At 60.8% G+C, this 13,611-nt stretch carries 12 protein-coding genes; 6 read left to right on the forward strand and 6 right to left on the reverse strand.

Annotated features, from left to right (window positions below):
* Positions 1 to 9: 9 nt before the first annotated feature.
* The 6 genes from PMI37_RS14520 to PMI37_RS14545 form a co-directional block, all read right to left on the reverse strand.
* Positions 10 to 1,065 (reverse strand): CobW family GTP-binding protein, encoded by a 1,056-nt coding sequence (locus PMI37_RS14520; protein WP_008081957.1) that lies wholly within the window; start codon positions 1,063 to 1,065, stop codon positions 10 to 12.
* Between the two features lie 131 nt (positions 1,066 to 1,196).
* Positions 1,197 to 1,844 carry a UbiX family flavin prenyltransferase gene (locus PMI37_RS14525; RefSeq protein WP_238552710.1) on the reverse strand — a complete coding sequence of 216 codons (648 nt, stop codon included), beginning with the start codon at positions 1,842 to 1,844 and terminating at the stop codon, positions 1,197 to 1,199.
* Positions 1,845 to 1,855: 11 nt separating this feature from the next.
* Positions 1,856 to 3,241, reverse strand: a complete 1,386-nt coding sequence (locus tag PMI37_RS14530; RefSeq protein WP_008081960.1) for a UbiD family decarboxylase — start codon at positions 3,239 to 3,241, stop codon at positions 1,856 to 1,858.
* Between the two features lie 318 nt (positions 3,242 to 3,559).
* Positions 3,560 to 4,465 (reverse strand): amidohydrolase family protein, encoded by a 906-nt coding sequence (locus PMI37_RS14535; RefSeq protein WP_008081961.1) that lies wholly within the window; start codon positions 4,463 to 4,465, stop codon positions 3,560 to 3,562.
* A 4-nt stretch (positions 4,466 to 4,469) separates the two neighbouring features.
* Positions 4,470 to 5,399: an amidohydrolase family protein gene (locus PMI37_RS14540; RefSeq protein WP_008081962.1), complete on the reverse strand. Its 930-nt coding sequence runs from the start codon at positions 5,397 to 5,399 to the stop codon at positions 4,470 to 4,472.
* A gap of 323 nt (positions 5,400 to 5,722) precedes the next feature.
* Positions 5,723 to 6,613: a LysR substrate-binding domain-containing protein gene (locus PMI37_RS14545; protein ID WP_008081964.1), complete on the reverse strand. Its 891-nt coding sequence runs from the start codon at positions 6,611 to 6,613 to the stop codon at positions 5,723 to 5,725.
* 118 nt (positions 6,614 to 6,731) lie between these two features.
* Here PMI37_RS14545 and PMI37_RS14550 point away from each other — a divergent pair, with 118 nt between their 5' ends.
* The 6 genes from PMI37_RS14550 (at position 6,732) to PMI37_RS14580 (ending at position 13,534) form a co-directional block, all read left to right on the forward strand.
* Positions 6,732 to 7,196 carry a (2Fe-2S)-binding protein gene (locus PMI37_RS14550; RefSeq protein ID WP_008081966.1) on the forward strand — a complete coding sequence of 155 codons (465 nt, stop codon included), beginning with the start codon at positions 6,732 to 6,734 and terminating at the stop codon, positions 7,194 to 7,196.
* Complete coding sequence (locus PMI37_RS14555) at positions 7,196 to 9,409, forward strand: xanthine dehydrogenase family protein molybdopterin-binding subunit (protein ID WP_008081968.1); 2,214 nt, start codon at positions 7,196 to 7,198, stop codon at positions 9,407 to 9,409. Before PMI37_RS14550 ends, PMI37_RS14555 begins: the two co-directional genes overlap by 1 nt.
* 6 nt (positions 9,410 to 9,415) lie before the next feature.
* A complete protein-coding gene (locus PMI37_RS14560; RefSeq protein ID WP_008081969.1) occupies positions 9,416 to 10,309 on the forward strand; it encodes a LysR substrate-binding domain-containing protein in 894 nt (297 codons plus the stop codon).
* Positions 10,310 to 10,491: 182 nt separating this feature from the next.
* Complete coding sequence (locus tag PMI37_RS14565; protein WP_008081970.1) at positions 10,492 to 11,982, forward strand: helix-turn-helix transcriptional regulator; 1,491 nt, start codon at positions 10,492 to 10,494, stop codon at positions 11,980 to 11,982.
* A 135-nt stretch (positions 11,983 to 12,117) separates the two neighbouring features.
* Complete coding sequence (locus PMI37_RS14570; protein ID WP_008081971.1) at positions 12,118 to 12,375, forward strand: DUF1652 domain-containing protein; 258 nt, start codon at positions 12,118 to 12,120, stop codon at positions 12,373 to 12,375.
* A 565-nt stretch (positions 12,376 to 12,940) separates the two neighbouring features.
* Positions 12,941 to 13,534, forward strand: coding sequence for a trimeric intracellular cation channel family protein (locus tag PMI37_RS14580; RefSeq protein WP_238552709.1), 594 nt, complete (start codon positions 12,941 to 12,943; stop codon positions 13,532 to 13,534).
* Positions 13,535 to 13,611 lie beyond the last annotated feature (77 nt).

Consider the following 13,611-nt stretch of genomic DNA (forward strand, 5'->3'; position numbering starts at 1 on the left):
TGCCTTGTTTCAGCCTGCCAGGCAGGCGGCGAAGCCCTGGTTCAGCGCCGCGCGGTCCAGGTCGCGGCCGATGAACACGATTTTGCTCGAGCGCGGCTCCGTGCCCCACGCGGTCGAGGCGCGAAATTCCACCAGGCTGTGCACGCCTTGCAGCACGTAGCGCTGGTCTTCATTGGCCACGGCGAGCACGCCTTTCATGCGGTACAGGTTGTCGGCCTGGGAGGAGCGCAGCTCGCTGATCCAGCGATGGAACGCGATCAGGTTGACCGCGCCGTCCACGGCGATGCCTACCGATGACACGCTTGGGTCGTGTTGGTGGTCCTGCTCTTCAATAGAGTGCTCAGCGTGATGGTCGTGATCATGGTGATCGTGCTGATCAGCACCGATTTCCATGAGCTTCTGCGTGCATTCGAACGCGCCGATGCCGAGGATTTTCGTCAGGTCGATTTGCGCGTGGGTCGAAGTCACCAGATCTGCCGTGGCGTTCAAACCGCGGATCTTGCCGCGCAAGATTTGAACTTCATCTGGGGAAACCAGATCGACCTTGTTGATCACAATCCGGTCGGCGCAGACAATCTGATCCACTGCCTGATTGTCGACGCCATCGAGTTGCAGATCCTCCAGATGCTGGGCGATGTGTTTGGCATCGACCATGGTCACGATGGCGTCGAGTTCGACTTCATCGGCGATCGGGTCATTGATGAAAAAGCTCTGCGCCACCGGGTACGGATCGGCCAGGCCGCTGGTCTCGATAAGGATGTGATCAAGCCGCACCGGCCGCGCGACCAGTTCGCGGACGATGCGCACCAAGTCCTCGCGAACCTCGGCGGTGCAGCACACGCAGCCGTTGACCATCTCGTAGATTTCTTCGGTTTCCGAGCTGAGCACCAGATCGCCATCGATGCCGACTTCACCGAACTCGTTTTCGATCACGGCAATTTTGCGGCCGTGGTTTTCCTTGAGGATGTAGTTGAGCAGGGTGGTTTTACCGGCACCGAGGAAACCGGTGAGGATGGTCACGGGGATTTTAGTGTTGCGGGTTGGGGCGTTGAATGGGGTGTTCATGGTGAGGCTCCTTTAATTGACCGGTGCACACTGAATTCGGGGTGATTAAATTTTTGATGTGTAACCCTTGTGGCGAGGGGATTTATCCCCGATGGGCTGCGAAGCGGCCCCAAAACTGCAAATGAGGTGTGTCAGGTTGAATGCGGTTGCTGACTCAACGACTGCTGCGCAGCCGGTCGGGGATAAATCCCCTCACCACAGGTATTTGTGTCAGATGATGGAACTGGTTTGGGTTCACGCCAGCGTCGTGCAACGCCGGCATCGAGGCCGAACAGGTCAAGCACGCGGCCGAGGCTGTGGTCGACCATTTGCCCGAGGTTGTCCGGGCGGGCGTAGAAGGCTGGCACCGGCGGGGCGATGATTCCGCCCATCTCGGTGACGGCGGTCATGTTGCGCAGGTGGGCGAGGGTCAGCGGGGTTTCGCGGGCCATCAGCACCAGCGTGCGGCGCTCCTTGAGCGTGACGTCGGCAGCGCGGCCGATCAGCCCCGAAGACGTGCCGGTGGCAATCTCCGCCAGCGTCCTCATCGAACACGGCGCAACCACCATGCCCAGGCAGCGAAACGATCCGCTGGCAATCCCGGCGGCGACGTCATCGGCGCGGTGGTAATGGCTCGCCAGCGCAGTCACGTCGGCCAGTTTGTAATCGGTCTCGTGAGCCATGGTCAGCAGCGCCGCGCGACTGATGATCAGGTGGCTTTCGATGTCCAGCTCGGCGAGCAATTGCAGCAAGCGCACGCCGTAGATGAAGCCGGACGCGCCGCTGATGCCGACCACCATCCGTTGCCGGTTCACGATTCCAGTCCTTTGAGCAAAACCCGCGCGCGTTCCAGTACATCCTGATCCAGCTGCGCCTTGATCCCGTCAAATCCTGAACCGCGAGTCGCATCCAGGCCCATCCGCGAAGTCGTGCCGTTGACCGACGACGAAGGATCGAGCGGACTACCGGGCAAACCATCAATGGTGAAAATATCCAGGTGCGGCTGAAAGTGCGTGGCCAGCGCCCACAACACCTGGCTGTCATCGCTGATGTCGATATCGCTGTCCACCGCGATCACGGTTTTCAGGTACGGGTCCCAACCGAGCAAGGCCAGCATGATCTGCCGCGCCTCGCCGTCGCGGCTCTGATCCAGCGCCACGTAGCAGTGAAAATGCGTGCCGGAATTCGGGTAATGCACGGCGGTGACGGCAGGGAAACGCGCCTTGAGTTTCTCGCTCATCTCGGCTTCGCGGGGCAGACGGGCGAGGGTCAAATGCTCGGCGTAGCGGCCGCCCATCACGTCGACCAGCCAAGCATCTTTGCGCTTCAAAAGAGTGTCGACACGCAGCACATTGTTGGTCGAGCGATCCGAGGAATAACCGCTGAATTCGCCGAACGGGCCTTCCTCGGCATAGGCCGCCGGGTCGATCGCGCCTTCCAGAACAAACTCGGCGTACGCTGGCACACCGATGCCGTAGCGTGGAGTTTTCACCAGTTCCAGCGGCGCACCAAACAGCCCGCCGGCGACGGCGCGTTCATCGGTGCCATACGGCAAACGCGCAGCGGCGGCGAGCATGAACAGTGGGTGCGCTCCGACCACCATCGCTACGCGCAATTCTTCACCACGTTCGCGCGCGGTTTGCAGCATCCGCCACAGGTGGCCACGTGAGTGCAGGCTGGTGGCGAGGGCCTGGCGGGCGTGGCGCATCGAGCGGTGATAGCTCATGTTGGCGATGCCGGTCAGCGGGTCTTCGGCAACGATGATGGCGTTGGTGACGTACGGGCCGCGATCGCTGTCGAAATGCTTGAGCATCGGCAGCAGCGCCAGATCCAGCGCTTCGCCTTCGAAGACTTCATCGAGAATCGGGCCGCTTTCTACATAATGCGGAGCGATGGGTTGGTTGGCGCGGGTTTGAAAGGTTTCGTGCAGTTGCGCAGGCGTTACGCCGAACAGCCGGGCGATGCGGGTTCGCGAGGCGAACAAATTAGTCGCCACCGGCACGCCGAGGTGGCCGACGTTTTCGCAGATCAGCAGTGGATCGCGTCCCTGGGCGGCGAGGGCATCGACCAGGGCGGTGACGTCCTGATCGGCAGAAATCAGTTGAGTGACGGATAGCACATCGTCCGGGTACTCACGGCGATAGGCGTCGATGAACACGTGAAAGTCCTGAGAATCGCCGAGCGTCGAACGGGTCATGGTGTCACCTCGTAAAAAGCAGGCACGCAGGGGTGAGAGGGCGTTCGCGCGGCCAGCCGTTGGCCTGCCGGTCGAACGAACGCCGGGTCATCTTCGTGCCTGTAAAGTCGCTGTGTGCTCTGTGCACAGATCCCTTGTGGCGAGGGCCTTTGTGGCGAGGGGATTTATCCCCGATCGGCTGCGAAGCAGTCGTAAAACCAGTAAACGCGATATGCCTGATACAACGCGGTCGCAGGTTTTGGGGCCGCTGCGCAGCCCATCGGGGATAAATCCCCTCACCACAGGAAACTCCATTTCCACACCAGGGTTTGCGTAAAGTCAGAGATACGTTGTGGTCAGACGTATGTCAGCCTCGGCCAGGTCCTTGGGCGGTGGCGTCGGTTCGATCCCGCACAACCTTGCGATGTTGTTGCCCAGGTAATCCTCGAGATGATCCTCATCAATCCCCAACCCCTGCGGTGCCGGCGAGCACAACACCTCCAGTTCCCGCAGCCACATCCCCGGCTCGTTCGGCGGCGAATCGGTGCCGAACACGATCTTGTTGCGCGGCAGTTCCTTGGCGAATTCGACGATCCGCGACTGGAAGCACCAGCCCGATTCGCAGTACACATTCGGCGTGTCCATCGCCATCCAGAACGCTTCGAACGAGTAGTTGCCGCCGGTCTGGATACCGAAGTGGCCGATGATGAAATTGACCATCGGAAACTCGCGGATGATCGGGTAGAACATCGTCGGAATCGTGTACGGGCCGTCGCCGGTGTGGATCAGCACGACGATGTTGTACTTGGCGCAGACCTTCATCGCCGGACGCAACCAGTCGAGTGCGCGATCCGGGCGATAGCCGTGCATGTTGGCGTGCAGCTTGAGCATCTTGAAGCCGTATTCCTTGATGTGGAATTCCAGCTCCGCCGCACCGTTTTCCGGTCCCCAGCGCGGGTTGAAGTTGAAGTTGCCGATGAAGCGATCCGGGTACTTCATGCACAGTTCGGCGATGTACGACATGTAGTCGCGCACGCCTTCGCGGCCTCGGCGGTTGCCGTCGCGATAACCGGTGTTGCCCGGTGGCGGCTGGATGAAACCCATGTCGATGCGGCGTGGTTTGCCGTTGATCATGTACGGGCCGTCCATCAGCTTGAGCATGCGCTCGCCGGTGAACGGTTCGCCGGTGTGGCGCCAGGCCTCGTCGACCAGGTTGGTGGGGTGCAGATGGGTGTCGATGATCATCGGTTCAGCTCCTGGCCAGTTGAGTGGTGACGGGGCGCTTGAGTTGCGCCTCTGCTTCGGAAACGGAACGGGGTGGCGGCGTCGGTTCGAGGCCGATCATCCGCGCGGTGTTGTTGCCCAAGTAGTCTTCAAGGGTGTCCTCGTCGAGGTTCAGGCCTTGCGGCGGTTCGTGGCAGAGCACTTCGAGCAGGCGCAGCCACATGCCCGGTTCGTTCGGCGGTGTGTCGGTGCCGAAGAGGATCTTGTGCGTCGGCAAGACCTTGGCGAACTCGACGATCCGCGATTGCAGGCACCAGCCGGATTCGCAGTAGACGTTGGGCAATTCCATCGCCCATTGCATCGGTTCGAACACGTAGACGCCGCCAGTCTGCACGCCGAAGTGGGCCATGATGAAATTGACGTTGGGGAATTCCTTGATCATCGGCACCCATTCCGACGGGATGCTGTAAGGCCCGTCGCCGGTGTGCAGCTTGACCGGGATGCCCAGTTCGGCGCATTTCTCGAAGCATGGGCGCACCCAGTCGAGTGCGCGGTCAGGACGGTAGGCGTGCATGTTGGCTTGCATCTGCACCATGCCGAAACCGTGCTCCTTGACGTAGCGCTCGATCGCTTCGACGCCGTTTTCCACGCCGCAGCGCGGGTTGTAGACGAAGCAGCCGATGAAACGGTCCGGGTAGGTCTGGACCATTTTCAGGGTGTACGCCATGTAGGCGTCGATGGATTCGCGGCCGGTCAGGTCGCCGTCGGTCCAGGTGTAAATCGTGTTGCCTTGCGGCGGCTGGATGAAGGCTTTGTCAATGCGGCGAGGCTTGCCGTTGACCATGTACGGGCCATCCATCATCTCCAGCAGACGCTCGCCGGTGAACGGGTCACCGTCATGCCTCCAGGCGAGGTCCACCAGATCCGTGGGATAGCAGCTGATATCGATGATCATTGCAGTCGATCTCCTGATAGCGGGGAAGGGAGCCTTGCGGCTCTCGGCATCCACGTCCCGGGCAATCGGCCGTTGCTATGCGCAAGACTCGCGCATTCCCTCGCCTGTTCGCATCCGGCCCGGGTGGGTGGCTGCTGAGGGCGAGTATTGGAAAGGGGGGAGGGGTTCGTACAATATTAATTGGGCGGGGTGGTGATATGCGTTCGATATGGGCTGCATCGAGATCAAAAGATCGCAGCCTTCGGCAGCTCCTACACCGTTCAATGTAGGAGCTGCCGAAGGCTGCGATCTTTTGATCTTCAATGGTTGTGCCAGCGCTGTCGTCAGGATTGTGTCCGCAGGGCCAACTGTTTGATCGCTTCAACCACCGGCGCCACACGCTCCGCCTGTCCATGCGGCCACACGGCGTAAAGGTTGTAATGCGCGGCAATCTGCGCCTCGTTCAACGCCACCAACCGCCCACTGCGCAATGCATCAGCCGCCAACAATCCACGCACCAGCCCCGCGCCAACGCCAGCCTCGGCAGCCGCAATCAAATTCGCCGCATTATCAAAAATCACCCGTGCCGGCGGCTCGGTCGGCGTCATCCCTGCCGCATCCAGCCACGGAATCCACGAGCGCCGCGTATACCCCAACAATGGCAACTCCAAAATCTGCGCCGGGCTCAACGGCACCTGCAACCCATACCGTTCCAGCAAATCCGGCGAAGCCACCGCCAACACCCGATCGCCACAAATCTGCGTCATCTCGCAGTCGTCCCAATCGCCATAGCCATAACGCAGCGCCAGATCGACTCGCTCAAACGTACTGCGATCACTGCGCGGCATCGACAGCAGCGTCACCTCATAATCCGGCAGCCCATCAAGCAACTGCGGCAGGCGCGGATTGAGCCAGCTCTGCGCCAGTTCGCTGTCGACATCGAGGGTCAAACGCTGCGCCACGCTACGGTTTTTCACCGACGAGATTGCCCGGTCAATCTGCGCCAGACCATCCGACAAGACACTGGCAAACAACTGCCCGGCATCAGTCAGATTGCTGCCGCCGCCTTCACGCACGAACAACGGCTGGCCGATGAAATCTTCCAGCGCGCGGATCTGCTGGCTGATCGCGCTATGGGTCAGGTCAAGTTTGCGTGCAGCGCTGGAGAAACTGCCGCTGCGCGCCGCGTGGATAAACGCGCTCATGGACTGCACCGACGGGTATCGCTTGTACATGTTGTTAGTCCTGCTTACAGCGGTTGGCAGAAATCGTCGCTGGCCGCGTGTGGCTCAGGGTTCCAATAATCGGTGACCAGGCCCGCACAAAGACGGGCCGCTCTTTTGGAGCCTGACAATGATTGCATTCACGGTTAACGGCGAACGACGCGAGCTGGATGAAGCGTCCTCCTCCATGCCCTTGTTATGGGTCTTGCGTGATCAACTGAAACTCACCGGCACCAAGTTCGGTTGCGGCATGGGCCTGTGCGGTGCCTGCACCGTGCATCTGGACGGCGTCGCGGTGCGTTCCTGCCAATTGCCGGCGGCCGCCGTCGCGGGCCATAGCATCACCACCATCGAAGGCTTGTCGCCGACGCAGAACCATCCGTTGCAATTGGCCTGGGTCGCCGAAGATGTGCCGCAATGCGGCTACTGTCAATCCGGGCAGGTCATGTCCGCCGCCGCGCTGCTCAACACCGGTGCGGCAGTCACCGACGATTCGATCCGCAATGCCATGTCCGGAAATATCTGCCGCTGCGGCACTTACGGACGCATCAACAAAGCGATCAAACGTGCGGCGAACGCGCCGAAGGAGGCGTGATGAGCCTCATCGACGACACCCGCATTGAACTGCCGCGACGGGTTTTTCTCAAGCAAGCGGCGACTGTTGCTTCCGGCCTGGCGATTGCCCTGTACCTGCCGGGCGGCATGGCGGCCACGGATCCGAAAGCGATGGCGCCGGCCAACGAGTTCGAACCGAATGCCTGGGTGCGCATCTTTCCCGACGGCACGGTGAAACTGGTAGTGCACAAGCACGATTCCGGCACCGGCACGCAAACGGCGCTGGCCGCGTGTGTGGCGGAAGAGCTGGACGTCAACCCGATGACCGTGCAGGTCATCACCCCGGAAGACCCGTTCTTCGAAACCTACATTCATCCGGTCTGGAAAGTCTTCTCGACCGGCGGCAGCACCAGCGTTTCCCTTGAATACGATCGCTTGCGGATGGCCGGTGCCACGGCGCGGGCGCTGTTGATCACCGCTGCCGCGAAACAATGGAAAGTCAGCCCCGACAGTTGCACCACCGAGGAAGGTCGAGTGATGCACGCGGCGAGCAAACGCAGCCTCGGTTATGGCGAACTGGTCGGCGTGGCCGCGCATCTGCCGGCCCCGGCAAAGGTCACGCTGAAAGACCCTGCGCAGTTCAAATACATCGGCAAATTGCGCCACAAGCGCGATGCGGCAGCCAAGGTGTGTGGGCGCTTCAAGTACAGCATCGACGTGCAATTGCCGGACATGCTGGTGGCGGTGATTCAGCGCGCGCCCGTGGTCGGCTCGAAAGTGCTGAGTGTCGATTCAGTCGCAGCTTTGCAAGTGCCGGGCGTGCGCAAGGTGCTGGCGATACCGGGCCGTCCCGACGTGCTCGGCGGCAATCTGGAAGGCGTCGCGGTGTTGGCGGATACGTTCTGGGCTGCGCAGCAGGGCCGCAAAGTGCTGGAGATCAAGTGGAGCGATTCAGCGCTGGCCGGGTTCGACAGCGAGCAGTTATTCAGCGCTCAAGCCAAGGTCATCGGCGATCCGCAAGCGCAAACCGTCAAAGCCATGACCCAAGGTGATGTCGCCGGGCAATGGACGGGTGCGGCGAAGCTGATCGAAGCGGATTACACCATGCCCTACAAGGTGCAAAACCCGCTGGAACCGATCTGCATCACCGCGCAGGTCAAAGACAAGGCAATCACCTATTGGGGCGGCGTGCAGGTGCCGTCCTCGGCGCTGGAAGCGGCGCAAACCGTGTGCGGGATCGACAAGGCCAACGTGACCATTCATGAGCTGGTCTCGGGCGGCAGCTTCGGTGCGCGGGAGGCCAAATACTGGTTGTTTGAAGTCGCGTATCTGGCGCAGAAAACCGGCGTGCCGGTAAAACTGCTCAACAGCCGCGAAGATGAAATGCACGCGCTGTTCAATCATCCGGCAACCTTGCATCGGGTCAAAGGCGCGCTCGATGCCCAAGGCAAACTCAGCGCGCTGCAATTGCACGCGGTATCGCCGGCCTCGCCGGAACAGTGGGAACCGGGTTACTTCGAACGCCCGGACAAGATGGATTACAGCACCACCGAAGCGATCACCGCGTGGGACTTCGCCTACCGTCCGCCGCATCTGGAACTGAACTGGGTCAAGCACGAAAGCGAGGTGCCGAGCGGCTGGTATCGTTCGGTGAGCTTCATCCCCAACGTGTTTGCCGTGGAAAGCTTCATGGATGAACTGGCGCATGCGGCGGGTACCGATCCGCTGCAGTTTCGTCTCGCTAACATGCAGGAGCGGCCACGGCATGTGGCGGTGCTCAAGCAAGCCGCCGAGCGCGCCGGTTGGGGGCAGCCGTTGCCACCGGGCACCGCGCTGGGGATTGCGACCAATCAGGGTTACACCAGTTTCATCGCCGTGGTTGCGCGCGTGACGACAGTCGACGGCAAGCCGAAAGTCGAGAAGCTCACCTGCGTGGTCGATTGCGGTTTGGCAGTGTCGCCGGGCGGTGTCGAAGAACAGATCTACGGCGGGTTGATGTGGGGGCTGGGCCACGCGCTGTTCGATCGGCTCGACATCAAACAGGGCCGGGTGGTGCAGAGCAATTTCCACGACTATCGCGTCACGCGCATGTCCGACATGCCGACCACCGACATCCTCGTGCTCGACGGTGAGCCGAGCAAACCCGGTGGCGTCGGCGAGTTGGGCAGCCCTTCGGTGGTGCCGGCCATCGCCAATGCGTTGTTCGCGCTGACCGGCGTCCGTCAGCGTTCGACGCCACTGAACCTGGGATAAATCGCCATGGACCTGCGCCTGCTGCGGTACTTCATGGCGTTGGCCGATGAGTTGCACTTCGGTCGCGCCGCCGAACGCCTGCACATCTGCCAGCCGCCGCTGAGCCAGCAGATTCGCTTGCTGGAAGAGGAACTGGGCACGCCATTGTTCGAGCGCAGCCATCATCGGGTTGAACTGACGGCGGCGGGGCAGATGCTCAAGGAGCAGGCGCCGCTGGTGTTCGAGCAACTTGAGCGGGCGCTGGATCTGACGCGGCAAACCGGGCGCGGTCAGCTCGGCGAACTGGAAATCGGCATGATCAGTTCGGTGATGGTCGGCGTGCTGCCCAAGGCCTTGCACCTGTTTCGTGAGCGTTATCCGCAGGTCAACTGGCGCCTGCACGAAATGACCCCGGCGGCGCAGGTCAAGGCGTTGAAGGAGAAGCGCATTGATGCCTGCGTGTTTCGCGTGGGTTATGACGATCCGTTGTTGCGCAATGAACTGCTGATTTATGAGCCGATTCATGTGGTGATGCCGGCGGATCATCCGTTGGCGCAGCGCGAGGTGCTAGCCCCGGCGGATCTGGCGCAGGAGCCGTTTGTGGCGCTGGAATTGAAGCAGTCGCGGTTCGCTAATTTTCTCTATCAGTGCTGCATTCAGGCCGGGTTTACCCCGCAGATACGGCAGCAGGTGATTGAGGTGCAGACGCTGCTGAGCCTGGTGCGTGCCGGGTTCGGCGTGGCGCTGTTGCCGGCCTCGATTGAACAGTTGGCGCCGGCGGGGCTAGTCTTTCGGCGGCTGACCCCGGCATTGCCGGAGGTGCCGTTGTACGCGACGTACCGCGCGGATGATGCCTCCCCAGTCCTGAAACTCTTCCTCGACACCCTCCGCGAACTGATCGAACCCCACTCCACCCTGTAGGAGCTGCCGAAGGCTCGGGCCGCGATCGGACGATCTTTTGATCTTGTCTTTTAAAAACAACATCAAAAGATCGCAGCCTTCGGCAGCTCCTACAGGGGGATCTGTTGTGTGTGAATAGAGGTGCACGATCGCGATTGGCTGCGGTCGTACTCTTCACATGGCGCATCACTTGTGGAGATCCAATGAGCCAGGAAGTCCTGACCACCGAAACCAATCGCCGCCAGTTGCAGCAGATCATCGCCGGGCTGTCCGACGGGGTGATTCTGCTGGAGCGGGATCAAAGCATCCTCTGGGCCAACGAGGCCGCGCTGGCCATGCATGGCGTCAGCCGGATCGGTGAGCTGGGCCACAATGCCACCGAATACGCGCAGCGTTTCAACCTGCGTTATCGCAACAACCACACGCTGTCGCCCGAGAATTATCCGATCAGCCGCGTGGCCCGCTGCGAGGCGTTCAATGATGTGCTGATCGAAGTGAATGCGGCGGATGATCCGGAACGCGTCTGGGTACACAGCGTGCGCAGCATGATTCTCACCGACCGCGAAGGTCAGCCCGAGTCGCTGGTGCTGATCATGAGCGACGTCACCGATTGGGCCAACGCCGAGCAGCGCTTCGAGAAAACCTTCAACGCCAACCCGGCGCCGGCGGTGATTTGCCGTATCAGCGATTTGCGTTACATCAAGGTCAATCCCGGATTTCTGGAGATGACCGGTTATACCCGCGAGCAGGTGATCGGCACGTCGGCTTATGAAATCGACATCTACGAGCAGGCGGAGAAGCGCGATCTGGCGATTCAACGCCTGCGCGATGTCGAGACCATTCCGCAGATGCAGGCTGAATTGCGCTTGCCCGATGGCAGCAGCAAACAGGTGATTGTCGCCGGGCAACCGCTGCTGCTCAACGATGAAGACTGCATGCTGTTTTCCTTTGTTGACATGGAACTGCGGCACAAGGCCGAAGTGGCGCTGCGTCAGAGTGAGGAGCGGTTTGCCAAGGCGTTTCGCCTGACGCCGGTGCCGATCCTGATCTGCACGGCGGATGAACAACGAGTGCTCGACGTCAATCAGGCGTTTCTCGATACGCTGACATTTGACAGTGACGATGTGCTCGGTAAGACCGTGACGCAGATTGGTTTTATCGATGACAACGGGGCACGCACGCGTTTGCTCGCGGCGCTTGAGAACAACGGCCGGGTGGATCGGGTGGATGTGCGGGTGCGCACCAAAGACGCCGACTTGCTGGAGTGCGCGTTGTCGGCCGACACGGTGAATATTCATGATGTGCCGTGCTATTTGCTGGTGCTGATGGACATCACCGAGCGCAAGCGCACCGAGCTAGAGTTGGTGGCAGCCATTGAAGAGGTGATGAAAGATGCCTCATGGTTCAGCCGCACGTTGATCGAAAAACTGGCCAATGTGAAGAAGGTCAACTCGCCGCAACTGCCGAGTGTGTCATTCACCGATCTGACGGCGCGTGAACGTGATGTGCTGGGGCTTATCTGTGAGGGGCTGGCGGACAAGGAGATCGCCGCGCGGCTGAAACTGGCGCCGAACACGGTGCGTAACCATGTGGCGACGGTGTATTCCAAACTCGATGTGCACAGCCGCAGCGAGGCGATTGTCTGGGCTCGGGAGCGTGGGCTGTTTTCCGGTGAGTGGCGGGGGCAGCGCTAGGGTGCAAATGCACTAGTTGATCCGGTGCAAATTGAGGTTCTGATAGGGGCGGGTGGTTCTTAGTCTGGTGGGGTACGGTGCGTGTCTTTATTTGCGTGATCGTGTCCCTTCGAAGCAGCTAAAGGAACAACCTCAATGATGAATCTTGCGCAGTTGCGCGCTCAGCTTGAGCAGAGTTTTTCGCCGCTGGCGTGTGAGTGTCTGGTGGATGGTGATCATTCGCTGACGGTGAAGCTTTATCATCCGGTGTCAGGGCAAGTAGATCTGGTGATCAGCGGGTTGAAACTCGATGGCTTGCGTACACCTGAGTCTGTCGAAGCTTTAATTGAAGAGCTGCGTTATGAGCTCGAAAGCAATTCCCTGCGCTCCTCCCGAAACCCCGAACCCATGTAGGAGCTGCCGAAGGCTGCGATCTTCTGCTTCTGCTGTTCTGTGGGAGCTGGCTCGCCAGCGTTGGCGGCCCTCTGGCCGCCCCATCTCTAACTGAATACACCCCATCCAACTGTAGGAGCCAGCCTGCTGGCAATGGCGCCTCCACGGCCAAACAAATCCCCCCCCCCACCCCAAAATCGACAGCCACTTCCCCGCAATCCACCCGGTTTTCTGGCGCTTGCAGCCACCTCGGCTATAAAGAATGAGTGGTCAGGTCTCCCGTGGTCGGTTTGATTGCGGGAGTTTGTCTCTTATTTCTCGCGGGTCGTCCTATGAACAATCTTGGGAAACGCGTGTTGCCGTTGGCTTTTTTTGCTGTGTTGTTGGCGGGTTGTGCCAGTCCGCCACCGCCTCCACCCGTAGCGCCTCCACCACCGCCGGAACGCACGTGTCAGGTGCTGGAAAACACTGAGGTCGCCGGCGATATGTATGTCGACGGGCAAGTCACTCGCCACATCACCACCACGCGTTGCATCACGCAATAGCGCCGGCGGGGCGTAAGTCCCGGGTTGAGCGGATTGTGCTGGTGGCCGATCTGGCCGGCACGGCGGTGTTTGCCGTGGAGGGTGCGATTGCGGCGATGCGCAGTCAGCTCGACCTGCTTGGGGTCATGGTGATTGCGTTCATCGTCGCCCTCGGCGGCGGGGTGACTCGTGACCTGTTGATCGGCGCCACGCCGCCCAATGCGGTGGCGGATTGGCGCTATCCGGCCCTGGCGTTTTTCATGGGCGGGCTGGCTTTTGTCTTTCATGAACAGGTGCTGGGCTGGTCCGGTTCGACGTTGATTGTGCTGGATGCGGCGGGGCTTGCGCTGTTTGCCGTGGCGGGGGCGCAGAAGGCACTGAACTTCGGAATTACGCCGTTTGTGGCGATGTTGATGGGCACGGTCACTGGCGTCGGTGGCGGGGTGATTCGCGACATTGTGCTGGCGCGTATACCGGTGGTGCTGCAGGCGGATTTATATGCGAGTTCGGCGTTTGTCGGCGCGGCGGTGTTGATCATCGGCCGCAGGCTGGGTGTTTCGCCGGTAGCGGCGGCTTTGCTGGCGGGGGCGGCGTGTCTGGCCTTGCGCTTGCTCTCGGTGCATTTCGGCTGGCAACTGCCCAAAGTGCAAGTCTGACCCCATAACCTGTAGGAGCTGCCGCAGGCTGCGATCTTTTGATCTTGTTGTTAAAAGACAGATCAAAAGATCGCAGC

Origin of the sequence: Pseudomonas sp. GM80, from assembly GCF_000282515.1 — a bacterium.
Classification (GTDB): Bacteria; Pseudomonadota; Gammaproteobacteria; order Pseudomonadales; family Pseudomonadaceae; genus Aquipseudomonas.